Source organism: Streptomyces sp. NPDC098101, assembly GCF_044760185.1.
GTDB lineage: Bacteria > Actinomycetota > Actinomycetes > Streptomycetales > Streptomycetaceae > Streptomyces.
On the sequence record NZ_JBIWAS010000003.1, the window covers coordinates 807,005 to 833,140 of the forward strand.

The 26,136-nt window shown below is 73.3% G+C and carries 26 protein-coding genes; 13 read left to right on the forward strand and 13 right to left on the reverse strand.

Going from position 1 to position 26,136, the window contains the following annotated elements:
• Positions 1-2: 2 nt before the first annotated feature.
• From ACIQVI_RS16710 to ACIQVI_RS16720, 3 genes are all read right to left on the reverse strand, one after another.
• Entirely contained in the window at positions 3-1,229 is a 1,227-nt protein-coding gene (locus ACIQVI_RS16710) for an FG-GAP-like repeat-containing protein (protein WP_403596097.1), read from the reverse strand.
• A gap of 26 nt (positions 1,230-1,255) precedes the next feature.
• The gene (locus ACIQVI_RS16715; protein WP_403596100.1) at positions 1,256-2,500 is read right to left on the reverse strand and encodes an FG-GAP-like repeat-containing protein; all 1,245 of its coding nucleotides are present in this window, start codon (positions 2,498-2,500) and stop codon (positions 1,256-1,258) included.
• A gap of 120 nt (positions 2,501-2,620) precedes the next feature.
• The gene (locus ACIQVI_RS16720) at positions 2,621-3,424 is read right to left on the reverse strand and encodes an enoyl-CoA hydratase-related protein (RefSeq protein WP_351970657.1); all 804 of its coding nucleotides are present in this window, start codon (positions 3,422-3,424) and stop codon (positions 2,621-2,623) included.
• Positions 3,425-3,735: 311 nt separating this feature from the next.
• Here ACIQVI_RS16720 and ACIQVI_RS16725 point away from each other — a divergent pair, with 311 nt between their 5' ends.
• Complete coding sequence (locus ACIQVI_RS16725; protein WP_009997451.1) at positions 3,736-3,903, forward strand: DUF3117 domain-containing protein; 168 nt, start codon at positions 3,736-3,738, stop codon at positions 3,901-3,903.
• Between the two features lie 93 nt (positions 3,904-3,996).
• Here ACIQVI_RS16725 and ACIQVI_RS16730 read toward each other — a convergent pair whose 3' ends face one another.
• Positions 3,997-4,662: an O-methyltransferase gene (locus ACIQVI_RS16730; protein ID WP_121833367.1), complete on the reverse strand. Its 666-nt coding sequence runs from the start codon at positions 4,660-4,662 to the stop codon at positions 3,997-3,999.
• A gap of 141 nt (positions 4,663-4,803) precedes the next feature.
• Here ACIQVI_RS16730 and sigE point away from each other — a divergent pair, with 141 nt between their 5' ends.
• From sigE to ACIQVI_RS16755, 5 genes are all read left to right on the forward strand, one after another.
• Complete coding sequence (gene sigE, locus ACIQVI_RS16735) at positions 4,804-5,562, forward strand: RNA polymerase sigma factor SigE (RefSeq protein WP_121833368.1); 759 nt, start codon at positions 4,804-4,806, stop codon at positions 5,560-5,562.
• Positions 5,559-6,500, forward strand: a complete 942-nt coding sequence (locus ACIQVI_RS16740; RefSeq protein ID WP_403596105.1) for an anti-sigma factor family protein — start codon at positions 5,559-5,561, stop codon at positions 6,498-6,500. The genes sigE and ACIQVI_RS16740 overlap by 4 nt, the downstream gene beginning before the upstream one ends.
• Positions 6,501-6,576: 76 nt before the next feature.
• The gene (locus ACIQVI_RS16745; protein ID WP_403596108.1) at positions 6,577-8,250 is read left to right on the forward strand and encodes a S1C family serine protease; all 1,674 of its coding nucleotides are present in this window, start codon (positions 6,577-6,579) and stop codon (positions 8,248-8,250) included.
• A gap of 91 nt (positions 8,251-8,341) precedes the next feature.
• Positions 8,342-8,809, forward strand: a complete 468-nt coding sequence (locus tag ACIQVI_RS16750) for a sec-independent translocase (RefSeq protein WP_403596111.1) — start codon at positions 8,342-8,344, stop codon at positions 8,807-8,809.
• A gap of 74 nt (positions 8,810-8,883) precedes the next feature.
• Complete coding sequence (locus tag ACIQVI_RS16755; RefSeq protein ID WP_403596114.1) at positions 8,884-9,510, forward strand: hypothetical protein; 627 nt, start codon at positions 8,884-8,886, stop codon at positions 9,508-9,510.
• A gap of 76 nt (positions 9,511-9,586) precedes the next feature.
• Here ACIQVI_RS16755 and ACIQVI_RS16760 read toward each other — a convergent pair whose 3' ends face one another.
• The 3 genes from ACIQVI_RS16760 to ACIQVI_RS16770 are packed head-to-tail and all read right to left on the reverse strand — an operon-like array spanning position 9,587 to position 12,607.
• On the reverse strand, positions 9,587-10,720 hold the full coding sequence (locus ACIQVI_RS16760; protein WP_121832729.1) for an Mrp/NBP35 family ATP-binding protein: 1,134 nt from the start codon (positions 10,718-10,720) through the stop codon (positions 9,587-9,589).
• A gap of 44 nt (positions 10,721-10,764) precedes the next feature.
• Entirely contained in the window at positions 10,765-11,334 is a 570-nt protein-coding gene (locus ACIQVI_RS16765) for a DUF1003 domain-containing protein (protein WP_403596117.1), read from the reverse strand.
• Positions 11,324-12,607, reverse strand: a complete 1,284-nt coding sequence (locus ACIQVI_RS16770) for a magnesium transporter MgtE N-terminal domain-containing protein (RefSeq protein WP_351970663.1) — start codon at positions 12,605-12,607, stop codon at positions 11,324-11,326. The genes ACIQVI_RS16765 and ACIQVI_RS16770 overlap by 11 nt, the downstream gene beginning before the upstream one ends.
• 285 nt (positions 12,608-12,892) lie before the next feature.
• Here ACIQVI_RS16770 and ACIQVI_RS16775 point away from each other — a divergent pair, with 285 nt between their 5' ends.
• Positions 12,893-13,648, forward strand: coding sequence for a hypothetical protein (locus tag ACIQVI_RS16775; RefSeq protein ID WP_403596120.1), 756 nt, complete (start codon positions 12,893-12,895; stop codon positions 13,646-13,648).
• 22 nt (positions 13,649-13,670) lie between these two features.
• On the opposite strand, the gene ACIQVI_RS16780 is transcribed toward ACIQVI_RS16775, so the two are convergent.
• Positions 13,671-14,180, reverse strand: coding sequence for a hypothetical protein (locus ACIQVI_RS16780; protein WP_403596123.1), 510 nt, complete (start codon positions 14,178-14,180; stop codon positions 13,671-13,673).
• 28 nt (positions 14,181-14,208) lie between these two features.
• Entirely contained in the window at positions 14,209-15,336 is a 1,128-nt protein-coding gene (locus ACIQVI_RS16785; RefSeq protein WP_121832724.1) for a magnesium and cobalt transport protein CorA, read from the reverse strand.
• A gap of 473 nt (positions 15,337-15,809) precedes the next feature.
• On the opposite strand from ACIQVI_RS16785, the gene ACIQVI_RS16790 reads away from it, so the two are divergent.
• The 4 genes from ACIQVI_RS16790 (at position 15,810) to ACIQVI_RS16805 (ending at position 19,512) form a co-directional block, all read left to right on the forward strand.
• A complete protein-coding gene (locus ACIQVI_RS16790; protein ID WP_403596126.1) occupies positions 15,810-16,394 on the forward strand; it encodes a suppressor of fused domain protein in 585 nt (194 codons plus the stop codon).
• 211 nt (positions 16,395-16,605) lie between these two features.
• Entirely contained in the window at positions 16,606-17,244 is a 639-nt protein-coding gene (locus tag ACIQVI_RS16795) for a DUF6758 family protein (protein ID WP_351970667.1), read from the forward strand.
• Positions 17,245-17,802: 558 nt separating this feature from the next.
• Positions 17,803-18,669 carry a PHP domain-containing protein gene (locus ACIQVI_RS16800; RefSeq protein ID WP_403596129.1) on the forward strand — a complete coding sequence of 289 codons (867 nt, stop codon included), beginning with the start codon at positions 17,803-17,805 and terminating at the stop codon, positions 18,667-18,669.
• Positions 18,670-18,906: 237 nt separating this feature from the next.
• The gene (locus ACIQVI_RS16805; RefSeq protein ID WP_403596132.1) at positions 18,907-19,512 is read left to right on the forward strand and encodes a MarC family protein; all 606 of its coding nucleotides are present in this window, start codon (positions 18,907-18,909) and stop codon (positions 19,510-19,512) included.
• 99 nt (positions 19,513-19,611) lie between these two features.
• Here ACIQVI_RS16805 and ACIQVI_RS16810 read toward each other — a convergent pair whose 3' ends face one another.
• Entirely contained in the window at positions 19,612-19,764 is a 153-nt protein-coding gene (locus tag ACIQVI_RS16810) for a hypothetical protein (RefSeq protein WP_104860408.1), read from the reverse strand.
• A 175-nt stretch (positions 19,765-19,939) separates the two neighbouring features.
• On the opposite strand from ACIQVI_RS16810, the gene ACIQVI_RS16815 reads away from it, so the two are divergent.
• Positions 19,940-20,869 carry an NYN domain-containing protein gene (locus ACIQVI_RS16815; RefSeq protein WP_351970669.1) on the forward strand — a complete coding sequence of 310 codons (930 nt, stop codon included), beginning with the start codon at positions 19,940-19,942 and terminating at the stop codon, positions 20,867-20,869.
• On the opposite strand, the gene ACIQVI_RS16820 is transcribed toward ACIQVI_RS16815, so the two are convergent.
• Positions 20,853-21,740: an alpha/beta fold hydrolase gene (locus ACIQVI_RS16820; RefSeq protein WP_403596136.1), complete on the reverse strand. Its 888-nt coding sequence runs from the start codon at positions 21,738-21,740 to the stop codon at positions 20,853-20,855. The genes ACIQVI_RS16815 and ACIQVI_RS16820 overlap by 17 nt on opposite strands.
• A gap of 102 nt (positions 21,741-21,842) precedes the next feature.
• Positions 21,843-24,497, reverse strand: coding sequence for a DEAD/DEAH box helicase (locus ACIQVI_RS16825; protein WP_403596885.1), 2,655 nt, complete (start codon positions 24,495-24,497; stop codon positions 21,843-21,845).
• Between the two features lie 486 nt (positions 24,498-24,983).
• Here ACIQVI_RS16825 and ACIQVI_RS16830 point away from each other — a divergent pair, with 486 nt between their 5' ends.
• Positions 24,984-25,706, forward strand: coding sequence for a ferritin-like fold-containing protein (locus ACIQVI_RS16830; RefSeq protein WP_351973251.1), 723 nt, complete (start codon positions 24,984-24,986; stop codon positions 25,704-25,706).
• Between the two features lie 79 nt (positions 25,707-25,785).
• Here ACIQVI_RS16830 and ACIQVI_RS16835 read toward each other — a convergent pair whose 3' ends face one another.
• The gene (locus ACIQVI_RS16835; protein ID WP_351973252.1) at positions 25,786-26,055 is read right to left on the reverse strand and encodes a hypothetical protein; all 270 of its coding nucleotides are present in this window, start codon (positions 26,053-26,055) and stop codon (positions 25,786-25,788) included.
• Between the last annotated feature and the right edge of the window lie 81 nt (positions 26,056-26,136).

Genomic DNA, 26,136 nt, shown 5'->3' on the forward strand with positions numbered 1-26,136 from the left:
GGCTAGAAGACGTGGACGCGGTCGGCGGTGTCCCAGCTCATGTCCGCCTGCGGGCCGCCGATGCCGCCGCGGCCGTTGCCGGCGTAGACGTACAGCTGCTGCCCGTCGATCGGCCGCATGATGTCCGACCTGCCGTCGCCGGTCACGTCGCCGACGGAGAGGACGGGCGCGTCCGACGGCCAGGAGTACGACAGCTTGGTGCGGGCGCCGAACGCGCCCTTGCCGTTGCCCGGGTAGAGCCAGAGGCCGCGCGCGTTGTCGCGGGCCACCAGGTCGGACCGGCCGTCGCCGTTCATGTCGCCGGGCGCCACGAGCCGGGTCATGGCGTTCCAGCCGCCGCCGACCTTCGTGCGGGCGCCGAACCAGCCCTTGCCGTTGCCGGGGTACGTCCAGAGCACGCCCGCAGTGTCGCGCGCGACCAGGTCGCGGCGGCCGTCGCCGGTGATGTCGCCGACGGCCTTGAGCTCCTTCATGGCGTTCCAGCCGCCGCCGATCTTGACGCGGGGCTTGAAGTACCCCTTGCCGTTGCCGGGGTAGAACCACAGGACGCCGGCCTTGTCGCGGGCGAAGACGTCCTCGTTGCGGTCGCCGTCGTAGTCCCCGTGCCGGACGATCTGGGTCATGCTGTTCCAGCCGCCGCCGATCAGCACGGCCTTGGGGGAGACGTCCCAGCGGGCGCTGTAGCCGTGCAGGTACCACAGCCGGCCGTCGTCGGCCCGCTCCAGGAGGTCGGGCCGGGAGTCGTTGTTGAGGTCGCCGAACTGCGCGGCGGCGGGAAGGCCGGCGGGGCGCTTCTCCTGCGGCCACCAGTCCATCCACGCGACGCCCGAGCTGGCCTCCCAGTGGGTGGTGGCCACGCGGATCGAGCTGATCCTGTTGTCGAGCTGCCCCATGACGGAGCCGTCGAGGCTGACCCCGCCGTTGTGCGGGTCGACGACGAGGGAGTCGTTCCCGCCGTAGTCGCGGTCGACGCTGAGGACGGCGTGCAGGGCGGAGTGGTTGACCAGCGAGGAGATCGTGTTGTCCCACGTCCCCAGGGAGGCCTGGCTGGACGTGATGATCTTCATCTCGCCCTTGTACTCCGGGTACTGGAAGACGCACAGCCTGCCCGAGGGGCAGCGCTCCTCGCCCGCGGCGGCGGGGGGAGCGGCGGTCATCAGCGTCGCGAGGGAGGCGGCCGTGGTCACGGCCGCGGCCAGGGCGCGGCGGCCCCGGACGGTGCGGATCATGCGCGGGAATCCGTTCGGGAAGGGGATCAGAAGACGAAGAGCGAGGAACGGACCTGGGCGAGGTCGCGGGGCGCCTGGAGGCGCCCGTCGGCGGTGCCGGGGTAGACGGTGAGGAGGAAGTGGCCCGCCTGGACGTAGGTCCCCCAGGCGTGGGCGACCAGGTCGGGGCGGCCGTCGCCGGTCACGTCGCCGAGGCCGGCGAGCTCCTTGTGGCCGTTCCAGCCGCCGGTGCCGATGAGCTTGCGGGCGCCGAACCAGCCCTTGCCGTTGCCGGGGTAGAGCCAGAGCTTGCCCGCCGTGTCGCGGGCGACCAGGTCGGCCTTCCCGTCGGAGTTCATGTCGCCGGCGCCGACGAGCTCGTTGATCGCCTTCCAGCCGCCGCCGACCTTCTTGCGGGCGCCGAACCAGCCCTTGCCGTTGCCCGGGTACGTCCACAGGACCCCGGCGGAGTCGGTGGCGAGCAGGTCGCCCTTGCCGTCGCCGGTCAGGTCGCCGGCCGCGGCCAGGTCGCTCATGGCGTTCCAGCCGCCGCCGACCTTGGCGCGGGGCTTGAACCAGCCCTTGCCGTTGCCGGGGTAGAACCACAGGACGCCGGCCTTGTCGCGGGCGAAGACGTCCTCGTTGCCGTCGCCGTCGTAGTCGCCGTGGCGGGCCAGCTTGGTCATGCCCTCCCAGCCGCCGCCGACCAGCAGGGGCCGGTGGGGGCTTTCGTAGCTGGGGGTCGTCCACAGCTGGCCGAGCATGTTGCGGGAGAGGACGTCGGCGTAACCGTCGCGGTCGATGTCGCCGAACGCGCCGTGCGCGGGAAGCGTCTTGGGCCGGGGCTCGACGGTGTCCCACAGCATCGGGAACCGGCTCTCGCCGCCGCAGAAGTCGTCGGCCTCGGGGCCGACGTCCACGGAGCTGACCGCCCGGTCGAGCTCCGGGAAGGCGCTCTCGTCGAAGGACGCCGAGGTGTAGAAGTGCGTGGACCCCTCGGGGTCGAGCCCGGCCTTCGGGAAGAAGCACACCGCGTCGCCGGGCCCCGAGAGCTTGTTGACGAAGGACCGGATGCGGTTGTCCCAGGACCCGAGCGAGGCCATCGGCTTGCGGATGACCAGCATGTCGCCCTGGTACAGCGGCTTGCTGAAGCCGCAGACGCTGCCCTGCGGACAGCGGTCCCAGCCGTCGGCCGCCCGCGCGGGCGAGGACAGGGCGGTGGCGGACAGGCCCAGGGCCAGGCCCGCCGTGAGCGCGCCGCGAAGAAGGCGCGCGGAAGAATGGAGACGCACGGAACCCCCCAGGTCATGTGCGTACGAATGGTGAGCGGATCCTATAGCTCCGCCCACCGTCCGGACGACCGGGTTCCCTCCCTGCTCAGCCGCTGGTCAGCGGCCTGTTCGGCCGTCCGCTCAGCGGCCCAGGTACACCGGCTTCTCCTTGGCGACGAAGGCGCGGACCGCGATGGTGTGGTCCTCCGACGCGCCCGCCAGGTTCTGGAGCTCCTCCTCCTTGCCGAGGGCCTCGGAGAGCGAGTGGTCGGCGCCGTACGCGAGGGACTCCTTCAGGGCCGCGTACGCCACCGTCGGGCCCTCCGCGAGCTTCCGGGCCGTCTTCTCGGCCTCGGCGGCCAGGTCGGCGGCCGGGACCAGCCGGTTCGCGATGCCCAGCTCGTACGCCTCCTGAGCGCTGATCGAGCGCGGGAAGAGCAGCAGGTCGGAGGCGCGGCTCGCGCCGATCAGGCGCGGCAGCGTCCAGGACACGCCCGAGTCGGCGGTCAGCGCCACGCCCGCGAAGGAGGTGTTGAAGGAGGCCGTCTCGGCGACCACCCGGTAGTCCGCCGCGAGGGCGAAGCCGAAGCCGGCCCCGGCCGCGACGCCGTTCACGCCCGCCACCACCGGCTTCCGCATCCCGGCGAAGGCCCGGACGATCGGGTTGTAGTGGTCGCGGACCGTGTTCATGGTGTCGCGCGTGCCGGACTCCTGGTCCGCCAGGAGCAGTCCCACGTGCTCCTTCAGGTCCTGCCCGACGCAGAACGCCCGGTCCCCGGCCGCCGTGAGCAGCACCGCCCGTACGGCGGGGTCCGACGCGGCCGTCTCCGCCGCGTCCCGGAGGGCGACCTTGGTCGCCACGTTCAGCGCGTTCATGGCCTCGGGCCGGTTGAGCGTGATGGTGGCGAGCCCGTCGCTCACCTCGTACAGCACCGTGTCGGCCATGGGTTTCCTCCGCCTCGTCGCGTGGTTGACCAGCACAGCATGGCGGAGATCACCCCCGTCGCACATGTGAGCTGCGTCAAAGAACGAGGGGGTCCCGCCGGACGCCGGGCGGCGAAGTATCGCAGGCCGATCGCCGAAATGTGGGGTTATGAGAGAGCGCGTTGCGCAAGCGATGCCATTCGATGTTGGTCATCGGGTCCTGCCATGCGGGATAATGACCTGGAAGCAATGTGTTCGAAGCCGGTGACGCGTGCTCCACATCAAGGAGCTGCCCGGTTGTCTATGGGCTGGTTTCAGGAAGGGGAACAAGCATGGCGGCCATGAAGCCGCGGACGGGTGACGGCCCGCTCGAGGTGACCAAGGAGGGGCGGGGCATCGTCATGCGCGTTCCGCTCGAAGGCGGCGGTCGGCTTGTCGTCGAGCTGACCCCGGACGAGGCCGAGGCGCTGGGCGACGCACTCAAGAAGGTCGTCGGCTGACCCTCTCTCCACGCTTTCCACCGCTGCCCCGGTACGGTCCGCCGTGCCGGGGCAGCGGTGTCTCCGTATCCCAGGGGGTGCGTACGGCTCCGGTCAGCCGCGGCGCACCGCGCACAGCAGGCCGTCGCCCACCGGCAGCAGCGAGGGCACCAGGTCCTGGCTCTCCCGCACCGCGCGCAGCAGCTCGCGCACCCGCTGCACCTCCGCCGGCTGCGCCGACGAGTCGATCGTCCGGCCGTCCGCGAAGACGCCCTCGAAGCAGACCAGACCCCCAGGTCGCAGCAGGCGCAACGATTCAGCGAGGTAGTCCAGGTACTCGAGCCGGTCGCCGTCGCAGAACACGAGGTCGTACCCGCCGTCCGCGAGCCGGGGCAGCACGTCCAGGGCGCGGCCGGGGATGAACCGGGCCCGGTTGCCCGCGAAGCCCGCCGCCCGGAAGGCCGTCTTCGCCAGCTGCTGCCGCTCCGGCTGGAGGTCCACCGTCGTCAGGACCCCGTCCGGCCGCATCCCGAGCAGCAGATAGATGCCCGACACGCCCGTGCCGGTGCCGATCTCCGCCACCGCCTTGGCGTCCGCCGTCGCGGCGAGCAGGCGCAGCGCCCCGCCGGTGCCCGGCGACACCGAGGGGAAGCCCGCCTCCAGGGCCCGCTCACGGGCCCAGCGCAGTGCTTCGTCCTCGGCGACAAAGGCGTCGGCGAACGCCCAGCTCGTCTGCCGGTTGGCGGTAATGGCCCTCTCCTGTCCCCGTAGTTGACGCAACGGTGACTGTATCCGCTGCCGGCGGGAACCCGCAGATGGGACCGTGCGTTCACCAGGGGAGGGACGCGACGGAGGCAGCCGGGCGAGCCGGTTCCAAATTCGCGTAAAGATTCTTATCCGGAACTAACGGGCGAGGTGGCTATGGTAGGGGCTCCACTGGACACCACCAGAGCCGACAGGGGAGGTGCGGCTGCGCCTGTGGATCGGGGAGGAGTGCTTCGGCGTCTTCTCAGGTCGGCGGGTGAGCCGAAATCCGTGACCGACACCGCTGACCGTTTCCGCACCGCCGACTCCGCACCCACCACCGCGACCTTCGCATCGGATGCGGAATCGCAGGCGTGGACCCCTCCCACGTGGGAGGAGATCGTCAGCACGCACAGTGGCCGGGTCTACCGCCTCGCCTACCGCCTCACGGGCAACCAGCACGACGCCGAGGACCTGACCCAGGAGGTCTTCGTCCGCGTCTTCCGCTCGCTGTCGACGTACACCCCGGGCACCTTCGAGGGCTGGCTCCACCGCATCACCACCAACCTCTTCCTCGACATGGTCCGCCGCAAGCAGCGCATCCGCTTCGACGCGCTCGCCGACGACGCCGCCGAGCGGCTCCCCAGCCGCGAGCCCTCGCCGCAGCAGGCCTTCAACGACACGCACTTCGACGCCGACGTCCAGCAGGCCCTCGACACCCTCGCGCCCGAGTTCCGCGCGGCCGTCGTCCTCTGCGACATCGAAGGACTGTCGTACGAGGAGATCGCCGCCACCCTCGGCGTGAAGCTCGGCACCGTCCGCAGCCGGATCCACCGCGGGCGCTCCCACCTCCGCAAGGCGCTCAAGCACCGCTCGCCCGAGGCCCGGGCGGAGCGTGCGCTCGCCTCCGTCGGATGGGAGGCGGGCACAGCGTGAGCGGCACACTCCCCACGTCACCGACCCCCGCGGAGCACCACCTCGGGGACCGGCTCGCCGCGCTCGTCGACGGCGAGCTGGGCCACGACGCCCGCGAGCGGGTCCTCGCCCACCTCGCGACCTGCGCCCGCTGCAAGGCCGAGGCCGACGCGCAGCGCACCCTGAAGAGCGTCTTCGCCTCCGCCGCGCCCCCGCCGCCCTCGGAGGGCTTCCTCGCCCGGCTCCAGGGCCTTCCCGGAGGACCCGGTGGACCGTCGGGAGATCCCGGGGCCCCGGGAGGCCCCGGGGGCCTCAGGGGCACGGGGGGTCCGAAAAGCCCCCTCGAAGAGCTCCTGGGAGCCGGGGGACTGAAGTCGGACGGCTTCGCCACGGCGGCGGTCGTCACCCCGCACCCGGGGCGGTCCGTCACCGGCTTCCGCATACACGAGGTCGGTGACCGCCCCTCGGGCTCCGGCGGGCGCGGCCGGCGCTTCGCCTTCGCGGCGGCCAGCGCCGTCTCGTTCGCGGCCATCGCCCTCGGCGGCACCCTGCCGCTGGACGCGTCGGTGAGCGCGAGCGGGCGCGGCGCCCAGGGCACGGGCAGCACGGTCACCCCGCTGCGCGCCACCACCACCGGCGGCACCGGCACCGGCACGTCCCTCGGCCGGGGCACGCGCTCCGGCGAGCGCACGGGCGCGCAGGCCGTCGCCGCCGAGCCGCTCGCCGCGGTCACGCCCGCGGCGGTCCCGCAGGCGCCCGTGGCGGTCGCGGTCCCGTTGATGGCGCGCTCCTTCACCCCGCCCCTGGTGGCCGTGGGCCTCTCGTACCCGCCTTCCCGGTCCCCATTCCCCCTCTCGCCTTACGTTCGGTCGACGGGCCCGGTCCCGCCGCCGGCCTTCGCTCCCGGACCCAGTCCGGCGCCGAGCCCGACGACCGTGCCTCTCGGCTCCCCCCGTTGACCCGCGACCTGGTTGAATCCAGGGACAGACGCGCCCGACCCAGGGGCGCGGACGGGTCAGCGGTTGCGGGGAGAGCATGAACAACGGGAAGCCGAACTGGTGGAGCCGTCCTTCGAGCACACCGGAGGCGGCGCGGATACCCTCGCCGCCTCCGTCCGGTGACGGCGAGGGCGACTTCCCCCTGCCCGCGCCGCAGCCGCAGGCGGCCCCGGAACCGCCGGTGGCGGCCGCCCCGGCCGAGCCTCCCGCGCCCTCCGTCGTCCTGACCAAGGGCGACCCGCAGGAGCAGGTACGGGACCAGGACCAGGACCGGGTCCAGGTGCCGGAGCAGGCCCAGGACCCGGCGCCCGAGCCCGCCCCCGCCCCCGTCCCCCCGGCGGACCCGGCCCCCGCGCCGCAGGCACAGCCCCTGCACGCCCCCGACGAGTACCGGACGCCGCCCTACGGCGAGCCCGGCCCGTGGGCGCCCGCGCCGCCCGTGCAGCGTCTCCCCGGTCCCGTACCGCCCCAGCAGGGCCCCGGGCACCCCGTACCCCCCGTGCCGCCGCAGCCGCGGGGCCCCGCGCCCTGGGGGCAGTACGACCCCTGGGGCGTCGGCGGTGCCGCGCTTCCGCCCGCGCCCGCGAAGAGGTCCCGGAAGGGCCTCGCCGTCGCGGGGGCGCTCGTCTTCGCGCTGCTCACCGGCGTCATCGGCGGCGGGATCGGCGCCTATGTCGAGCGGAACGGCGGACTCACCACCGTCGAGCTGCCCCAGGCCGCCGCCGAGGACACCGGCCGCGCCCCCGACAGCGTGGCCGGGATCGCCGCCAGCGCCCTGCCCGGCGTGGTCACCCTGCACGTCAAGGGCAGCGGCTCCTCCGGCACCGGCACCGGCTTCGTCCTGAACACCAAGGGCCACATCCTCACCAACAACCACGTCGTGGACGGGGCCCGGTCCTCCGCGGACATCTCGGTGACCTTCTCCAGCGGCGAGACCGCCCGCGCCAAGCTCGTCGGCAAGGACACCGGCTACGACCTGGCCGTCGTCCAGGTCACCGGCGTCTCCGGCCTCAAGCCCCTGCCGCTGGGCAACTCCGACAACGTGCGCGTCGGGGACCCCGTCGTCGCCATCGGCGCCCCCTTCGACCTCTCCAACACCGTCACCTCCGGCATCATCAGCGCCAAGGAGCGCCCGATCACCGCGGGCGGCGAGAAGGGCGACGGCAGCGACATCAGCTACGTCGACGCGCTCCAGACCGACGCCCCCATCAACCCCGGCAACTCCGGCGGCCCCCTCCTCGACTCCAAGGCCCGGGTCATCGGCATCAACAGCGCGATCCGCGCGGCCGGCGGCTCCGGCGGCGACGGCGAGGGCGGCGGCGCGAGCCAGCCCGGCTCCATCGGCCTCGGCTTCGCCATACCGATCAACCAGGGCAAGCGGGTCGCCGAGGAGCTCATCAGGACCGGGAAGGCCACCCACCCGGTCATCGGCGTGAGCCTCGACATGCAGTACAACGGCGACGGCGCCCGCGTCGGCGAGAAGGGCAAGGACGGCACCGCCTCCGTCACGCCCGGCGGCCCGGCCGCCAAGGCGGGGCTCCGGCCCGGCGACGTCATCACCAAGGTCGACGGCCAGCGCGTGCACAACGGCGAGGAGCTCATCGTGAAGATCCGCGCCCACCGCCCCGGCGACCGCCTGGAGCTCACCCTGAACCGCGACGGCAAAGAGCTGACAAAGACGCTGACGCTCGGCTCCTCGCAGGGCACCTGAGCGCCATGCGGCCGACACCGCGAGGTACCCGCCCGGCGGTTTCGGCGGGTACCGTGGACCGGGCCCCGGACCGGCGTGAAGGAGCTATCAGGTGTTCAGCGACATAGGCGCACTCGAGCTGGTGACGCTCGTCGTCCTCGCCGTGCTCGTCTTCGGGCCGGACAAGCTCCCGAAGGTGATCCAGGACGTCTCCCGCTTCGTCCGGAAGATCCGCGAGTTCTCCGACAGCGCGAAGAACGACATCCGCAGCGAGCTGGGACCGGAGTTCAAGGACTTCGAGTTCGAGGACCTCAACCCCAAGACGTTCCTCCGCAAGCAGATGGAGAGCAACGAGGACCTCCGGGAGCTGAGGGAGCTGCGCGGCACCTTCGACCTCAAGAAGGAGATGAACGAGGTCGCCGACGCGGTCCACGGCCGCGAGACCCTGCCCGCCGTCAACGGCTCGGCGGGCGCCGGAGCACCGGCCGGCGGCGCCCCGGCGGGCACCCCGGACCTGCTCAAGAAGCAGGACAAGCCGGACGTCGGCGAGCGGCCCCCGTACGACTCCGACGCGACCTGACGACGGGCTGTCACCGATCCGGCGCGCCCCGGTGGCTATCCTCGCTCTGTTGACGGAACGAGGAGGCGGCCTAGATGGAGACCACGAGCCGGGTGGAGGGCACGCCCGTGGCCCGGCGGATCGACGAGGGCTACCTGCGGGCGCCCTTCGCCTGGTACGGCCTCGACGAGGCGTTCACCGGGCCGCGCCGGCTGATGCAGGTCGGCACGGCGGCCGACGGCAGCGTGCAGCACGGATCGACCGGGCACGGTGACGTGCCGTCGATAAAGTCCGACGCGAGCACCGCGGAGAAGGAGCGCTTCACCGTCGTCGTGACGGTCGCGGCGAGCCCCGTGCGGCGGACCGGCGACGGGACGGGCGTCCTCGACGCCACCACGGTCTCCTCCGCCGCCTGGCTGGCCGGCTCCGGACTGCTCGTCCACACCTGGCCGGCCTCGCTCGACCACGTGACCCGCGACCACTGGCTGGACCAGCAGACCGAGACGGCCTTCGAGCTCGCCGACGACCTCGACGGGCCCGCCTGGACGACGCTCTCGCTGCCCGTGGACGGGGTGCCGGTGCCCTTCCACTACCGCGAGTCCGAGTTCGGCTGGGTCCTGGCCGGTTCGGCGGCGGGCGTGCACCTGGGGGCGTACGGGCGGGGGATGAGCGCGTACGGGCTCGGGTTCTCGCAGATCAAGGACCTCGACGCGTACGCCTGAGGACGGCGGAAGGGCGCCCCGGCGAACCGGGACGCCCTTCTTCTCTTCGTGAACCGCTCAGAACTTCGTGAACCGCTCAGAACTTGTTGCGGGGCGTGATGCCCAGGCTCATGCCCGACAGGCCGCGCTGGCGGCCGCCCAGCTTGCCCGCGATGGCGCGGAGCGCCGCGCCGGCGGGGGAGTCCGGGTCGGACAGGACGACCGGCCTGCCGTCGTCGCCGCCCTCGCGCAGCCGCACGTCGATCGGGATCGAGCCGAGGACCGGGACCGTCGCGCCCGTGGTCTGCGTCAGCCCGTCCGCGACCTTCTGGCCGCCGCCGGTGCCGAACACGTCCACCATCTCGTCGCAGTGCGGACACGGCAGGCCCGCCATGTTCTCCACGACGCCGACGATCTTCTGGTGCGTCTGCACGGCGATCGAACCGGCCCGCTCGGCGACCTCGGCCGCCGCCTGCTGCGGGGTGGTGACGACCAGGATCTCCGCGTTCGGCACGAGCTGCGCGACCGAGATCGCGATGTCGCCGGTGCCCGGGGGCAGGTCGAGCAGGAGGACGTCCAGGTCGCCCCAGTACACGTCCGCGAGGAACTGCTGGAGCGCGCGGTGCAGCATCGGGCCGCGCCACACCACCGGCGCGTTGCCCGGGGTGAACATGCCGATCGAGATGACCTTCACGCCGTTCGCCGACGGCGGCATGATCATGTTCTCGACCTGGGTCGGCCGCCCGTCCGCGCCCAGCATCCGGGGCACGCTGTGGCCGTAGATGTCGGCGTCCACGACGCCGACCTTCAGCCCGTCGGCGGCCATCGCGGCCGCCAGGTTCACGGTCACGGACGACTTGCCGACGCCGCCCTTGCCGGACGCCACCGCGTACACCCGGGTCAGCGAGCCGGGCTTCGCGAAGGGCACCTCGCGCTCGGCGCCGGTGCCGCGCAGCGCCGCCGCCAGCTCCTTGCGCTGCTCGTCGCCCATCACGTCCAGCGACACGTCGACGGCGGTGACGCCCTCGACGCGGGACACGGCATCGGTCACCCGCTGGGTGATGGTGTCGCGCATGGGGCAGCCGGCGACGGTCAGGTAGACCGTGACGGCGACCCTGCCGTCCGGTTCGATCTCCACCGACTTGACCATGCCGAGCTCAGTGATCGGCTTGTTGATCTCAGGGTCGTTCACCGTCGCCAGTGCCGCGAGCACCGCGTCTTCCGTAGCCATACCGACGATGGTACGGCGCCGACCACCGCCCCATGAAAGGGCCGTCAACGGTCGGGTACGTCACTTCCCCGGCCGCCGCCGGACGGGAATAGATCCCGGCGCTCCTCCATCTCCTTGAGGAGGTCCTGGAGCTCCGAGCGGATCCAGTCGCGCGTGGCGACCTCGCCCAGGCCCATGCGCAGCGCCGCGATCTCCCGCGTCAGGTACTCGGTGTCCGCGATCGACCGCTCGTTCTGCTTCCGGTCCTGTTCGAGGTTGACCCGGTCCCGGTCGTCCTGCCGGTTCTGGGCGAGCAGGATCAGCGGTGCCGCGTACGAGGCCTGGAGGGACAGCGCGAGGGTCAGGAAGATGAACGGGTACTCGTCGAACTTCAGCGCCCCCGGCGCGAAGATGTTCCACAGCACCCAGACGACGATCGTCAGCGTCATCCAGACCAGGAACCGCCCGGTCCCCAGGAAGCGGGCGATCCGCTCCGACATCCGCCCGAAGGCCTCGGGGTCGTACTCCGGAAGCAGTCTGGCCCGCCGCTCGCGCGGCAGGTCGAGCCGGATCCGGGGCACGGACCGCTCCCGCTCCCGGTCCCGCTCGCGGTCCTGCGTGCGTTCAGCGGCCATGCCCGGCCCCCTCCTCGTGGAACTCGGTCTCGCGCCAGTCGTCCGGCAGCAGGTGGTCGAGCACGTCGTCGACGGTCACCGCGCCGAGCAGGGAGCCGCTCTCGTCCACGACGGGCGCGGCGACCATGTTGTACGCGGCGAGGTAGCTGGTGACGGCCGGCAGCGGGGTGTCCGGCCCGAGCGGCGGCAGGTCGCTGTCCACGATCGAGCTGACCAGGGTGAACGGCGGGTCCCGGAGCAGCCGCTGGAAGTGCACCGTGCCCAGGTACTTCCCGGTCGGCGTCTCGTCCGGCGGCCGGCACACGTACACCTGCGCGGCGAGCGCCGGGGACAGGTCCTGCTGGCGGACCCGGGCCAGCGCGTCCGCGACGGTCGCGTCCGGCCGCAGCACGATCGGCTCCGTCGTCATCAGACCGCCCGCCGTGCGCTCCTCGTACGCCAGGAGGCGGCGCACGTCCGCCGCGTCGTCCGGCTGCATCAGGGTCAGCAGCCGCTCCTGGTCCTCCTCGGGCAGCTCGGACAGCAGGTCGGCCGCGTCGTCCGGGTCCATCGCCTCCAGGACGTCGGCCGCGCGCTCCTCCTTCAGCTTGCCGAGGATCTCGATCTGGTCGTCCTCGGGCAGCTCCTCCAGGACGTCCGCCAGCCGGTCGTCGTCGAGGGCCGCGGCCACCTCGGCGCGCCGCTTGGGGGAGAGGTGGTGCAGCGCGTTGGCCAGGTCGGCCGGGCGCAGCTTCTCGAAGGTGGCGAGCAGGTTCTCGGCGCCCTGGCCGTGCTCCTCCAGGGAGAAGCCGGTGACGGCCGACCACTCGACGGTCAGCGTCTCGCCCTTGCGGCGCAGCGCCCCGCCCTTGCCCTTGCGGACGAAGACCTTGTCGATCTCCCAGTCGCGGCGGGCGGGCAGCTGCTGGATGGCGACGTCGAGGACGGTGACCTCCTCGCCCTCCCGCCCGTCGGCCTCCACGAGCCGGACCCGCCGGTCGAGGAGCTCGCCGAGGACGAGCCGCTCGGTGGGCCGCTGCTCGAACCGGCGCATGTTGACCACGCCGGTGGTGATGACCTGCCCGGACTCGACGCCGGTGATCCGGGTCATCGGCACGAAGACCCGGCGGCGGCTCAGCACCTCCACGACCATCCCGAGCAGGCGCGGCGGCCGGCGGCCGACCCGCAGCATGGCCACCAGGTCGCTGACCCGGCCGACCTGGTCGCCGACGGGGTCGAAGACGGGAACCCCCGCCAGGTGGGAGACGAAGATCCGGGGGGCGCCTGCCGCCATGCCACGCGCCTCCTCGGTGCCGCACGATTCGAGTCCTCGCAGCGCCCGGCCGGTGATCGCGGAGCGCTACCGGTTCAGGCTAGCCCGTGCCGTTGCGGGCCGCCCCGGCAGTGCCTCCGTACGGCTGCCTGCGGGGGCCGCCGGCCGGCCCGGGTACGCTGCGGTCTGCTGTTACCCCGGTACCGGAGCCGGAACCCCCGGTACCGCCCGCGGTACCGGACCCCGCCCCTCCGCCCGGCCGGGGCCCGGCGCCCGTACGCCCGCACGACACGAGAGGCAGCGCAGATGACCGTCCGCACCCCGTCATCGCGTATCCGCGGGGCCGTCGTGCCCCTGGCGCTCTGCGCCGGACTGACGGCGGGGCTCACGGCCTGCGCCGCCGACCCGGACGAGGGGACCAACGGGGTCGGGCGGCTCGCCGCCCCCGACATCGAGCGCGAGGCGCGGACCGTGGCGGACGCGGCGAAGGCGGTGCGCCTGGCCGGCACCCTGGTCAGCAAGGGCGGCACCTTCAAGCTGAACATGCGGCTCAAGCGGGACGGCGCCACCGGTTCGGTGACGACGCGGAACAGCACCTTCGAGCTGATGCGGGTCGGGGACACGCTCTACCTGAAGGCCGACGCCGGCTTCTGGTCCCACGACAAGGGCGACGACAAGCCGACGAAGGCGGACGCCGAGGCCGCCGAGAAGCTCGACGGCAAGTACGTGAAGGTGCCGCAGGACGACCCCTCGTACAAGCAGCTGCGCGGCTTCACCGACATGAAGCCGCTGCTCGACGGGCTGATCGGGCTGCACGGCGAGAAGGTCAAGGGCGACCGCACGCGGGTCGGCGCGGTCCGCACGATCAAGGTCAAGGGCGGCGCGGACGGCGAGGGCGGCGTCCTCGACGTGGCCCTGGACGGCTCCCCGTACCCCGTGCAGTTCGCGCGCGGCGGCGGCGGGGGCGTGGTGATGCTCTCCGACTGGAACAAGGACTTCCCGCTCGCCGCGCCGACGAAGGACGAGACCGTGGACTACGGCAAGCAGCTGCCCCGCACCTGAGGGGAAGCGGTCTCCCGGCTCCTCAGCGGCGCTTGCGGCGCTTCAGGAGCAGCCGGGGGAGCGCGGCCGGCGCGGGACGCCGGGTCGTGGCCCCCGTCGGCAGCGGTACGGCCGCCAGGGAGCCGTCCGGGAGCTCCGCGGCGATCTCCCGGGGGTCCAGCCGCACCACCCGGCACTCGCGCGCCCAGCGGCCCGGCATCGCCTCGCCGTCGGGCGCGTTGAGCCGCTTGCCCTTCAGCTCCGCGACGGCCGCGTCCCACTCCTCCGTACCGGCGGCGAGCTCGCGCACGGCGGCCGTCCAGGCGACGATCCGGCCGCCCTTGTCCTTGCTGCGGACGGTCACCTCGGCCGTCCCGCCGTCCACCAGGCCCGGCAGCGGCTGCTCGCCGGGGCCGTCGCCGACGACGAACGCGGCGCCGTCGTGCCAGACGTGCCAGAGCGCGCGGGCGGACCCGGTGCCGCGCACCCACACCAGGCCGGACTTCTTGGTGGCCTCCTCGACGAGGGCGGGCCCGAGGGACTGATCGGTCATGGCCGCAGCCTATCCACCCGGGTCCGGGCTACAGCCAGCCGTTGCGCTTGAGGGTGCGGTGGATGGTGAGGCAGACGACGACGATGCCGGTGAGCACCATCGGGTAGCCGTACTTCCAGTGCAGCTCCGGCATGTGGTCGAAGTTCATGCCGTACACCCCGCAGACCGCCGTGGGGACGGCGACGATCGCCGCCCACGAGGTGATCTTGCGCATGTCCTCGTTCTGCGCGACGGTCGCCTGCGCCAGGTTGGCCTGGAGGATCGAGTTGAGCAGCTCGTCGAAGCCGACGACCTGTTCCTGGACGCGGGCGAGGTGGTCCGCGACGTCCCGGAAGTACTTCTGGATGTCCGGGTCCACGAGCCGCATCGGCCGCTCGCTGAGCAGCTGCATCGGCCGGAGCAGCGGGGTGACGGCCCGCTTGAACTCCAGTACCTCGCGCTTGAGCTGGTAGATCCGGCCGGTGTCCGTGCCGCGCGTGGAGCCCTTCACGGCCGGCGAGAAGACGTCGATCTCCAGCTGGTCGATGTCGAGTTCGACGGCGTCGGCGACCGCGATGTAGCCGTCGACGACGTGGTCCGCGATGGCGTGCAGGACGGCCGAGGGGCCCTTGCACAGCAGCTCGGGCTCGCCTTGGAGGCGGTGGCGGAGGTTGCGCAGGGAGCCCTGGCCGCCGTGCCGGACGGTGATGACGAAGTCGGGGCCGGTGAAGCACATGACCTCGCCGGTCTCGACGACCTCGCTGGTCGCGGTGAGTTCGGTGTGCTCGACGTAGTGGATCGTCTTGAAGACGGTGAAGAGGGTGTCGTCGTACCGCTCCAGCTTGGGTCGTTGGTGGGCGTGGACGGCGTCCTCGACGGCGAGCGGGTGCAGCCCGAACTCGGCGGCGATTCCGGCGAATTCGGCCTCGGTCGGCTCGTGCAGGCCGATCCAGGCGAAGCCGCCCTTCTCCCGCACGCGCCGCATCGCGCCGCGCGGGGTCAGGCACTCGTCGTCCTCGACCCGGCGCCCGTCGCGGTAGACGGCGCAGTCCACGACGGCGGTGGACGCCGAGTGGTCGCGGGTGGGGTCGTACGCGGTGTACGTGGTGGGGGTCTTGCGCAGGGGGTGCCGCAGGCTCGGACGGACGGCGGCGCGCAGGTCACGGATCATCGACATGGGCATACTCCTTCACGGAGAGGCCGTCGGCGAGCGTGGCACAGCCCGGAATGGGGACGTGGAGCTACGTCGTCCACAAAGCGGGCGGCACCGGGGGATCGCGGTGACGGCGTTCGCTACAGACATTCGCTACGGACAAGCGAGGGCGAAGTGCTCTTCCGTCGTGCGAGATGCCGGAGAAGGGGGTCGCGCGGTCCGTGCGGATCGGGGGATCGCGCGGTCCTGGAATCGCGTACCCGGAATCACCGGGAGGAAAAGCGCACCGGGCTGGGGTGCGGGGCGGAAGAGCCGCTGGTACTGCCCGACCGACTTCGGTCCATCGCAGCCCCACCTCCTCCGGCCGGTCCCCCGTGGGGGATGACGTGTGACGAGTGGTCGGGGATTCAGCGCTCCCGGCCAGCGGCCAAGGCTATCAGCCGACAGAGGGTCAATCCTGTCCTTTGCCCGTTCCATACGCGCTTTATGCTCAACCCATGGGAGAAGTTCTTGCTCTGGTCGAGGCCCGGTTGCGTACGGCCCTGGGGGAACCGGACGCGCGCGCCGCGGTGACGTTCCTCGGCACGGACCGGATCGAGGTGCTCCGCTTCGCCGAGGGCGATCTCGTGCGGTACGCGACCCTCGGGATGTCCGCGCAGCCGATGGCCGATCCGACCGCCGCGCTCGCCGATCCGGTGAAGGGCCCGCGCGCGGAACTCGTCCTCACCGTGCGGGCCGGGCTCGCCGACACCGACAAGGTGCTGCGCCCGCTCGCGGTGCTCGCCGCCACCCCGCAGGTCGAGGGCGTGGTCGTGGCCCCCGGCGCCTCGCTGGACGTGGGCGACCCGCTCTGGCCGGGCGCCCCCTTCAGCTCGGTCCTGGTGGCGGAGTCCGGCGGCCTGGTCGAGGACCTGGACCTGGACGAGCCGATGGACCCGGTGCGGTTCCTGCCGCTGCTGCCGATGACGTCGAACGAGGCGGCGTGGAAGCGGGTGCACGGGGCGCAGGCCCTGGAGGAGCGCTGGCTGGCCCGGGGGACGGACCTGCGGGATCCCCTGCGGAGGTCCGTGGAGCTGGACTGAGGGGTCCCGGCTCCTGTGCGCGGCCGGCGCCCGTGCGGGTGCGCGGGCGCGAAGCGTGCCGGATGGTCATATAGATGTAAATTACATCTATATGCGGAGGTGGAGTGCGGGTATAGCGGAAGGGATGTGCGAGTGGGCGGCCCGTGTCGGACGGGTGATCGTTCGGGGTCGTCCTTGACGCGGGACGGAAGGGGTAGGACCGTTGAGCCCTATGAGGGGCGAACCCAGTTGCCCGAAGTGCGGTGGCCGGGTCAGAGCGCCCGGTCTCTTCGCCGACTCCTGGCAGTGTGACGCGCACGGCTCGGTGCACCCGCTCCAGCCCGTCGTCCCGCCCAGCGTCGAGGCCCTCGGCGTCGTGGCGCACCGCTCCCAGGTGCCCGTGTGGATGCCGTGGCCCCTGCCCGTCGGCTGGCTCTTCACCGGAGTCGCCTACGCGGGCGACGACCGCAGCGGCGGCCGTGCGACCGCCGTCGCCTGCTCGGGCCCCGGCCCGCTCGGTGGCATCGGGGAGCTGCTCCTGGTCGCCGAGGAACTCGGCGTCGGCCTCGGTGCCCGCTACGCCGGCATCGACGGACTCGACCCCGGCTCCGGCATGGCCATCGAGAAACCGCCCCAGACGAAGGTCCTCGCCGCCGGGCGCCCCACCCCCCTCTGGCACGTCAGCGGCGCCCCGCACGACCGCGCGGTCTTCGCGGGCGAGGCGCGCGGCCTGTGGCTGTGGGCGATCGTCTGGCCCGAGCAGTCCGGCCTCCTGATGTACGACGAACTGGTCCTCACGGACCTGCGCGACGCCGGCGCCGAGGTCGAACTCCTGCCGTGCGGGGCACTCACCCCGAGACTGCTGGGCTGAGACCGCCGCTGGACTTGAGGCCCCCGGACTTGAGGCCCGCCGGGCCGGGGCTCGCCCGCGCCGGGGCGCTGCCGTGCCGGGGCGTCGACGTGCCAAGGTGCTGTCGGGGCGAGGCGCTGCCGTGTCGAGGTACTGCCGTGCCGGAGTCGCCGCGCCGGGGCGCCGTCCGTGCCTGGGTCTCCGCGTTTCGTCTCGCCGGGCCCCCGCCTCTCCGGCGGATCGCCGTCCGGGTCCCACCCCGCCTAGCCGGGCCCAGGCCCTCCAGTGGATCGCCGTCCGGGCCACGGCCCCGCCCCGCCGGCCCCCCGCCTCTCCGGCGGATCACGGCCCAGGTCCCACCCCGCCTCGCCGGGCCCAGGCCCTCCAGTGGATCGCCGTCCGGGCCACGGTCCCGCCCCGTCGGGCCCGTGCCTCTCCGGCGGATCGCCGTCCGGGCCGTGCCCCGCCTCCGGCCGCGCCCCGCCCCGGGGCCCGGCGTTCCTTCCGTACGGTCGTGTTCGATTCGCCCGTTATGCTGGAGCGTCCCTCGTCCGTCCCGAGCCCCCGGAGTACCGCGTCGTGCGCATCGATCTGCACACCCACTCCACGGCCTCCGACGGCACGGACTCCCCGGCCGAACTCGTGCGGAACGCGGCCGCCGCCGGGCTCGACGTCGTCGCCCTCACGGACCACGACACCACCCGCGGCCACGCCGAGGCGATCGCCGCGCTGCCCGAGGGGCTGACCCTCGTCACCGGGGCCGAGCTGTCCTGCCGGGTCGACGGGATCGGCCTGCACATGCTCGCGTACCTCTTCGACCCGGAGGAGCCCGCGCTCCTCGCCGAGCGCGAGCTCGTCCGCGACGACCGCGTGCCCCGCGCCCGCGCCATGGTCGGCAAGCTCCGGGACCTCGGCGTCCCCGTCACCTGGGAGCGGGTCGCCCGGATCGCCGGCGACGGCTCCGTGGGCCGCCCGCACGTCGCCGAGGCGCTCGTCGAGCTCGGGGTCGTACCGGACGTGTCCGGCGCCTTCACGCCCGAGTGGCTCGCCGACGGCGGCCGGGCGTACGTGGGCAAGCACGAGCTGGACCCGGTCGAGGCGATCCGCCTCGTCAAGGCGGCCGGTGGCGTCACCGTCTTCGCGCACCCCCTCGCCGTCAAGCGCGGCCAGGTCCTCCCGGAGGCCGCGATCGCCCGGCTCGCCGAGGCCGGTCTCGACGGCATCGAGGTCGACCACATGGACCACGACGAGGCGACGCGGGCACGCCTGCGCGGCCTCGCGAAGGAGCTCGGTCTGCTGACCACCGGCTCCAGCGACTACCACGGCAGCCGCAAGACCTGCCGCCTCGGCGAGTACACCACCGACCCCGAGATCTACGGCGAGATCACCCGCCGCGCGGCGGGGGCCTTCCCGGTCCCCGGCGCCGGGGGACCCGTCACCGCCTAGGCCTCCGGCCCCGCCGTCCGGGGCCCGTACCTTCACGGAACCCGCCCCGGGCGCCGACGCGCGCCCGCGCGGCCCCTTTCGTCGAGCCGCCCACAGGCCTCCCCTTCCCGGTCCACCCCCGCACGGCCGCGCGCCGCGCGCGGGGCGGCACACCCCCTGCCCCGATGCCGGAATCCCACATTCCGCGGCACGTGGGCGACACCCCACCGTTCCACCTCTCCCGCAAGGCACCCCACCGTGTTCGACGTCGCCGTCTTCGGCTCGCTGTTCCTGACCCTCTTCGTGATCATGGATCCCCCCGGGATCACCCCGATCTTCCTCGCCCTCACCTCCGGCCGCGCGGCCAAGGTGCAGCGCCGGATGGCCTGGCAGGCCGTCGCCGTCGCCTTCGGCGTCATCACCGTCTTCGGCATCCTGGGCCAGCAGATCCTGGCGTACCTGCACGTCTCCGTCCCCGCGCTGATGATCGCGGGCGGACTGCTCCTGCTGCTCATCGCGCTCGACCTGCTCACCGGCAAGACCGACGAGCCCAAGCAGACCAAGGACGTCAACGTCGCCCTGGTCCCGCTCGGGATGCCGCTGCTCGCCGGACCCGGCGCGATCGTCTCGGTCATCCTCGCCGTGCAGCACGCCGACGGCGCGGCCGCCCAGATCTCCGTCTGGGCCGCCATCGCCGCCATGCACATCGTCCTCTGGCTGACCATGCGGTACTCGCTGGTGATCATCCGGATCATCAAGGACGGCGGCGTCGTCCTGGTGACCCGGCTCGCCGGCATGATGCTCTCCGCCATCGCGGTGCAGCAGATCATCAACGGCGTCACCCAGGTGATCCGGGGCTCCTGACCCGCACCCGGGCGGCCCCGGACACCACTGCGCCCCCGTACGGATTCCGCTGTCGCGAAGTCCGTGCGGGGGCGCGGTGCGTGGGGTGGACCCGACCTGTTACGAGGCCGAGGTCTCGGCGGGGCGGATCCAGATGCGCTGGCCGATCGAGGCGGCCTGCTGCACGATCCGGTTGACGGAGGCGGCGTCCACGACCGTCCGGTCGACGGGCGTGCCGTCGACGTCGTCGAGTCGCAGGATTTCGAAGCGCACGGGCTTCTCCCTTCGTCTGAGTTGATCCTCCTGGTGGAGAACTGCGTTACATCGCTGTACAACGACGTGCACCCTGCAAACATTCCTTACGCTAAGGAAAATTTTCGGATGGCTAAATACTGACGAGTAAGAGGGTGTGGCGGCCGGCCGGACGGCGGCGGACAATGAGCCGCGTATGAACGACGCAGACACCCCACAGGTGACCGAGACCGACACCCGCCTCCGCGCACTCGACGCACGCCTGGAGCGCACCAACGACCTCCTCCGGCGGATGCTGGCCGAGGTCGCCAAGACCCCTTCCACCCACGCCATCTTCGTCGACGCGGGTTACGTCCATGCTGCGGCCGGGTTGCTGGTCGTCGGCACCGAGGACCGGCGCTCCTTCGACCTCGACGCGGAAGGGCTCATCGAGGCCTTCATCGACAAGGCCCGCACGATCTTCGCGGACAGCAGGCTGCTCCGCGTCTACTGGTACGACGGCGCCCGCCGCCGCATCCACACCCCCGAGCAGCAGGCCATCGCCGAACTCCCCGACGTCAAGGTCCGCCTCGGCAACCTCAACGCCAACAACCAGCAGAAGGGCGTCGACTCCCTCATCCGCACGGACCTGGAGTCCCTCGCCCGCCACCGCGCCATCAGCGACGCCGCCCTCGTCGGCGGCGACGAGGACCTCGTCTCGGCCGTCGAGGCCGCTCAGGGCTACGGCGCCCGCGTCCACCTCTGGGGCATCGAAGCCGCCGAGGGCCGCAACCAGGCCGAGGCCCTCCTCTGGGAGGTCGACAGCCAGCGCACCTTCGACCTGGACTTCTGCCGCCCGTACGTCACCCGCCGCCCCGTCACCACGTACGAGAACGAGGGCGAGCCGCCGCCCTCCCGCGAGGAGGTGCGCTTCGTCGGCGCCCAGATCGCGGCGACCTGGCTCGCCGAGCGCGGCCGGGACCGGCTCGCCGAGCTCCTGCCGGGCGCGCCCTACCTGCCCGGATCGGTCGACCAGGACCTGCTCGTCGAGGCGGAGCGCCTGCTCAGCCGCTCCCTGCGCGGCCACGCCTCGCTCCGGCGCTCCCTGCGGGACGGCTTCTGGCAGCACCTCAAGGCGCAGTACTGACCTCCGGGGCGGCGACCACGCGCTCCCAGAAGCAGAGGAGACGGGCCGTCAGCTCCTCGGGGTGCGACACGTTGGGGGAGTGGCCCGCGCCCGCCACCACCGTGTGGTGCGCGCCGGTGCGGGCCGCCGCCGCGGCGAGGTCGGCCGTCGACCAGACCATCTCGTCCGTCCCGTACGCGAAGTGCAGCGGCGTCCGCAGCGCGAGCAGCTCCTCCGTACCGTCCTTGCGGTCCAGCAGCAGCCGCCCGGCGCCCCTCAGCTGGGCGATCCGGGTGCGGTTCCAGCGCCGCAGCAGGAAGTCCGCGAGCCCCGGCACGTCGGACGTGTCCGGCTCCTCGCCCCGGCTGTCCAGCCAGCACATCGCCCGCCACACCCGGTCCTTCGACAGCAGCGCGAGCCCGGTCCGCAGCGCCCGCACCCGGACCCGCTGCGGCCGGGAGACCCGGCCGACGCCGGAGGAGAGCAGGGTGAGGGAGCGGAAGGCGTCCGGCGCGACCGCCACCGCCGCCCGCGCCACCAGACCGCCGAACGAGTGCCCCACCAGGTGCACGGGGCCGTCCCCGAGCGCGGCGGCCTGCGCCACCGCGTCGAGCGCGAGCGCCCGGCGGCGGTAGGCGGCCCGGCCCCGGGGGCCCGGGCTGTCGTTCTGCCCGCGCCCGTCCACGGCCACCGCCCGGTACCCGGCCCCGGTCAGCGGCCCGAGGAGCGCCAGGAAGTCCTCCTTGCTGCCGGTGTACCCGGGCAGCAGCAGGACCGTCCCCCGCCGCTCCCCGTCCGGCTCCGCGTCGAGCACGGCGAACGGTCCGCGCACGGTGTCGAGACGGCGGACGCGGGTGCGCGGCGGCAGGACCAGGGACCTGGGCTTACTCATACCGGGACTGTAATCCCCGGCGCGCGGGACGGCGCGGCCCGGGGACACGGCGACGGCCCGGCCCCCGGGAAGGGGGACCGGGCCGTCGCCGTGGTGCGGGGCTCAGCTCTCGGCCGGGGCCGCCGCCGTCTTCTTGGTGGTGTGGCGGCGCGGGGCCGCCTTCTTCGGCTCCTCGGCCACGGCCTCGGCCCCGGCGGCCGGCTCCGCGACGGCCTTCTTCACCGTACGGCGACGGGCCGGAGCCTTCGGCGCCTGCGGCTCGGAGGCGTCGGGCGCCTCGGCGGCGACCGTCTTCTTGGCCGCCCGGCGACGGGGAGCCTTCGGGGCCTCCTCGGCGGCCGGGGCCTCGGTCGCCGGAGCGGCCTCGGCGACGGCGGCCTCGGCCACCGCCTTCTTCGTCGTGCGGCGGCGCGGGGCGGCCTTCTTGGGGGCCTCCTCGGCGACCGGCTCCGTGGCGGGAGCTTCGACCACCGGCGAGGCGGTCGCCTTGCGGGCGGCGCGGCGGCGCGGGGCGGGCTCGGGAGCCTCCTCGGCCACCGGCGCCGGTGCCACGGCCGGTACGACGATGATCGCGGCGGCCTCGGCGGACGCCGGGGAACCGGCGGCCCGGGTGGCCGCGCGACGGCGGCGCGGTGCGGGCGCCTCCTCGACGGCCGGAGCCGCGACCGGCTCGGCCACCGGCTCGGCGGCCGGGGCCTCGGCGGTCACCGGCGAACCGGCGGGCCTCCGGGCGGTACGGCGGCGGCGCGGGGCCGGAACCTCGGCCGGGGCCTCGGCGGCGACCGGCTCGGCCATGACCGGGGCGGCGGTCTCGACGGTCTCGACGGGCGCCGGGGCGGTCTCGACGGCCTTGGCGGCCGTGCGGCGGCGCGGGGCCCTCTTCGGCTCCTCGGCCTCCGGCGCCACGACGGCGGCCGGGGCCTCGGTCTTCGGCGCCTCGACGGCCGTCTGCGCCCGCAGGGCGGCCGCGGCGGTCTCGGGCGTCTGGAAGGAGACGGTCTCCTCGGCCGGACGGACCCGGGCGCGGCGACGGCGCACGGCCGGAGCCGGCTCCCGGACGGCGGGGGCCGCGGGGGTGCGGACCGCCGGAGCGGCCTGGACGGCCTCCGGGCGGGCGGCGCGGTTGCGGCGACGGGGGGCCTTCGGCTCCTCGGCCTTCGGCGCTTCGGCCTTCGCGGCCTCGGCCTTCCGCTCCTCGGTCTTCGGGGCCTCGGTGACGACCGGGGCCGGAGCCGGAGCCTCGGTCTTCGGCGTCTCGACCGCCTTCGGGGCCTCGGCGACGGCGACCTGAGCGGCCTGGGCCGGCTGCGCGACCGGAACGCCCTGGGTGCCGACCCGGGTGCGACGGCGGCGGCGCGGCGTGCGCGGACCGGACTCGGTCCGGGCCTCGTCACCCGCCGGAGCGGCCTGCTCGGTCTGCTGGGTCTGCTCGGACGGCGCCGGGGCGTCGACGGAGTCGCCGCCCCGGGTGCGCCTGCGCTGGCGCGGGGTCCGGGTGCGCTCGGGGCGCTCCTCGGTCCGCTCCGTCCGCTCGGCCGCCTTCGGGCCGCGGCCACGGCGTCCGCCGGGCTCGCCCAGGTCCTCCAGCTCCTCCGCGCCCAGACCCGCGCGGGTCCGCTCGGCGCGGGGCAGGACGCCCTTGGTGCCTGCCGGGATGTCCAGCTCCTCGTACAGGTGCGGGGAGCTGGAGTACGTCTCGACCGGGTCGTGGAAGTCCAGGCCGAGCGCCTTGTTGATCAGCTGCCAGCGCGGGATGTCGTCCCAGTCGACCAGGGTCACCGCGGTGCCCTTGGCACCCGCGCGGCCGGTGCGGCCCACGCGGTGGAGGAACGTCTTCTCGTCCTCCGGCGACTGGTAGTTGATGACGTGGGTGACGCCCTCGACGTCGATGCCGCGCGCGGCGACGTCGGTGCAGACGAGCACGTCGACCTTGCCGTTGCGGAAGGCGCGCAGCGCCTGCTCGCGGGCGCCCTGGCCGAGGTCGCCGTGGACGGCGCCGGAGGCGAAGCCGCGGCGCTCCAGCTGCTCGGCGATGTCGGCCGCCGTGCGCTTCGTACGGCAGAAGATCATCGCGAGCCCGCGGCCGTTGGCCTGCAGGATGCGGGAGACCATCTCCGGCTTGTCCATCGAGTGCGCGCGGAAGACGTGCTGCTTGATGTTGGCGACGGTGACGCCCTCGCCGTCGGGCGAGGTGGCGCGGATGTGCGTCGGCTGCGACATGTAGCGGCGGGCGAGACCGATGACCGCGCCCGGCATGGTGGCCGAGAACAGCATGGTCTGGCGCTTCGCCGGAAGCATGTTCATGATCTTCTCGACGTCGGGCAGGAAGCCCAGGTCGAGCATCTCGTCGGCCTCGTCCAGGACGAGGACCTTGACGTGGGAGAGGTCGAGCTTGCGCTGGCCGGCCAGGTCGAGCAGGCGGCCGGGGGTGCCGACGACGACGTCGACGCCCTTCCGCAGCGCCTCGACCTGCGGCTCGTACGCGCGGCCGCCGTAGATGGCGAGCACGCGCACGTTGCGCACCTTGCCGGCGGTCAGCAGGTCGTTGGTGACCTGCGTGCACAGCTCGCGGGTGGGCACGACGACGAGCGCCTGCGGGGCGTCGGTCAGCTGCTCGGGCTTCGCCCGGCCGGCCTCGACGTCCATGGGGACCGTCACGCGCTCCAGGATCGGCAGGCCGAAGCCGAGGGTCTTGCCCGTGCCGGTCTTGGCCTGGCCGATGACGTCGGTGCCGGTGAGGGCGACCGGGAGGGTCATCTCCTGGATGGGAAAGGGGTTCACGATGCCGACGGCCTCGAGGGCCTCGGCCGTCTCGGAAAGGATTCCGAGCTCTCGGAAAGTCGTAGTCAGGGTGCTGCCTCTTCTGTGAGACGCGGCGCGAGGCGAACGAAGGGGGTCGTACCGTGCCGGATCGCTGTCGGCGCGATCGGGAAGACCGCTGCCGGGTGGCACGGGACCACTGCCGTCGCTCGAGCGTCGTACCGCTGAGGGTGACCCCTCCGCGGGTCCGCCGGAAGGGCTGTCGGGCCGGAGCCGATCGGGCCACCGACCGGGCATCCTCATTCATGAGTCGGCCCACCGGATACGTCCGAACGTGCGAAAGCATGTCCGCATACTCAGCAGGCGCCTTACCACTGTACCCCGGAATCGCGCAGGTGTGTCGGGAGAAAACGTGATGAGGGCACGGTCACACTGACTGACCAGGGCCTTACCGGGCCGCGCGGGCGGGCTATTGTGCGCTCCATGGAGACGCCTGACAACGCCACACCCACCGGGATCGCCGCCAAGGACTGGGCGACGGCTTCCGCCGAGCCGCAGTACCGCGCCGCCGTGATCGACCTCCTCGGCGCCCTCGCCTACGGAGAGCTGGCGGCCTTCGAGCGGCTCGCCGAGGACGCCAAGCTGGCGCCGACCCTCGCGGACAAGGCGGAGCTGGCGAAGATGGCCTCGGCCGAGTTCCACCACTTCGAGCAGCTCCGGAACCGCCTCGCGACCGTCGAGGCGGAGCCGACGGCGGCCATGGAGCCCTTCGCGAAGGCGCTCGACGACTTCCACCGCCAGACCGCGCCGTCGGACTGGCTGGAGGGCCTGGTCAAGGCGTACGTGGGCGACTCGATCGCCAGCGACTTCTACCGGGAGGTCGCGGCCCGGCTCGACTCCGACACCCGCGCGCTCGTGCTCTCCGTGCTCGACGACACCGGCCACGGCAACTTCGCCGTGGAGAAGGTGCGCGCCGCGATCGACGCCGACCCGCGCGTCGGCGGCCGGCTCGCGCTCTGGGCGCGCCGGCTGATGGGCGAGGCGCTCTCCCAGGCCCAGCGCGTGGTCGCCGAGCGGGACGCGCTCTCCACGATGCTGGTCGGCGGCGTCGCGGACGGCTTCGACCTCGCGGAGGTCGGCCGGATGTTCTCCCGGATCACCGAGGCGCACACCAAGCGCATGGCCGCGCTCGGGCTCGCCGCCTAGGGCCGTACCGAAGGGGCGTACGGCGCGGGCGTACGGAGGGGCCGTACGGAGAGCGGGCGTACGGAGGAGGGCGGCGGCGTCAGACGGTGGCTGATCGGCGCAGCCGGCGCGAGGCCGGGCGGACCAGCAGCGAGAGCAGGACCGCCGCCACCGCCACCGCGCCCACCAGGGTCGCGAGGGAGTGACCCGGGCCGAGCGCCCCGTGGGTGACGAACGCGCCGAACACGCCGCCGAGCGCGCCGGCGGAGAGGACGAGCCCCCGGCCGGGGAGACGGTCGGGCAGCCGGTGCACGGCGGCCCAGGCCAGAACGAGACCGAGCAGGGCGGAGCCGAGGACTTCCAGGTACATCGGGGAGATCACCTCGCGAGGGGTGCGGGGCGGGTGGTGCGGTCGAGGTCCTACCTACCCGTGGCGCTCGGCGCGCAATCC

Bases quoted from the DNA above. Each gene is read 5' to 3' on its own strand.
- ACIQVI_RS16820 (WP_403596136.1), bottom strand. From the start codon at position 21,740: ATGAGTAAGCCCAGGTCCCTGGTCCTGCCGCCGCGCACCCGCGTCCGC.
- sigE (WP_121833368.1), top strand. From the start codon at position 4,804: ATGGTAGGGGCTCCACTGGACACCACCAGAGCCGACAGGGGAGGTGCG.
- ACIQVI_RS16785 (WP_121832724.1), bottom strand. From the start codon at position 15,336: ATGTCGATGATCCGTGACCTGCGCGCCGCCGTCCGTCCGAGCCTGCGG.
- ACIQVI_RS16725 (WP_009997451.1), top strand. From the start codon at position 3,736: ATGGCGGCCATGAAGCCGCGGACGGGTGACGGCCCGCTCGAGGTGACC.
- ACIQVI_RS16775 (WP_403596120.1), top strand. From the start codon at position 12,893: ATGACCGTCCGCACCCCGTCATCGCGTATCCGCGGGGCCGTCGTGCCC.
- ACIQVI_RS16825 (WP_403596885.1), bottom strand. From the start codon at position 24,497: ATGACCCTCCCGGTCGCCCTCACCGGCACCGACGTCATCGGCCAGGCC.
- ACIQVI_RS16770 (WP_351970663.1), bottom strand. From the start codon at position 12,607: ATGGCGGCAGGCGCCCCCCGGATCTTCGTCTCCCACCTGGCGGGGGTT.
- ACIQVI_RS16745 (WP_403596108.1), top strand. From the start codon at position 6,577: ATGAACAACGGGAAGCCGAACTGGTGGAGCCGTCCTTCGAGCACACCG.
- ACIQVI_RS16835 (WP_351973252.1), bottom strand. From the start codon at position 26,055: ATGTACCTGGAAGTCCTCGGCTCCGCCCTGCTCGGTCTCGTTCTGGCC.
- ACIQVI_RS16710 (WP_403596097.1), bottom strand. From the start codon at position 1,229: ATGATCCGCACCGTCCGGGGCCGCCGCGCCCTGGCCGCGGCCGTGACC.
- ACIQVI_RS16795 (WP_351970667.1), top strand. From the start codon at position 16,606: ATGAGGGGCGAACCCAGTTGCCCGAAGTGCGGTGGCCGGGTCAGAGCG.
- ACIQVI_RS16830 (WP_351973251.1), top strand. From the start codon at position 24,984: ATGGAGACGCCTGACAACGCCACACCCACCGGGATCGCCGCCAAGGAC.
- ACIQVI_RS16765 (WP_403596117.1), bottom strand. From the start codon at position 11,334: ATGGCCGCTGAACGCACGCAGGACCGCGAGCGGGACCGGGAGCGGGAG.
- ACIQVI_RS16760 (WP_121832729.1), bottom strand. From the start codon at position 10,720: ATGGCTACGGAAGACGCGGTGCTCGCGGCACTGGCGACGGTGAACGAC.
- ACIQVI_RS16790 (WP_403596126.1), top strand. From the start codon at position 15,810: ATGGGAGAAGTTCTTGCTCTGGTCGAGGCCCGGTTGCGTACGGCCCTG.
- ACIQVI_RS16755 (WP_403596114.1), top strand. From the start codon at position 8,884: ATGGAGACCACGAGCCGGGTGGAGGGCACGCCCGTGGCCCGGCGGATC.
- ACIQVI_RS16815 (WP_351970669.1), top strand. From the start codon at position 19,940: ATGAACGACGCAGACACCCCACAGGTGACCGAGACCGACACCCGCCTC.
- ACIQVI_RS16720 (WP_351970657.1), bottom strand. From the start codon at position 3,424: ATGGCCGACACGGTGCTGTACGAGGTGAGCGACGGGCTCGCCACCATC.
- ACIQVI_RS16780 (WP_403596123.1), bottom strand. From the start codon at position 14,180: ATGACCGATCAGTCCCTCGGGCCCGCCCTCGTCGAGGAGGCCACCAAG.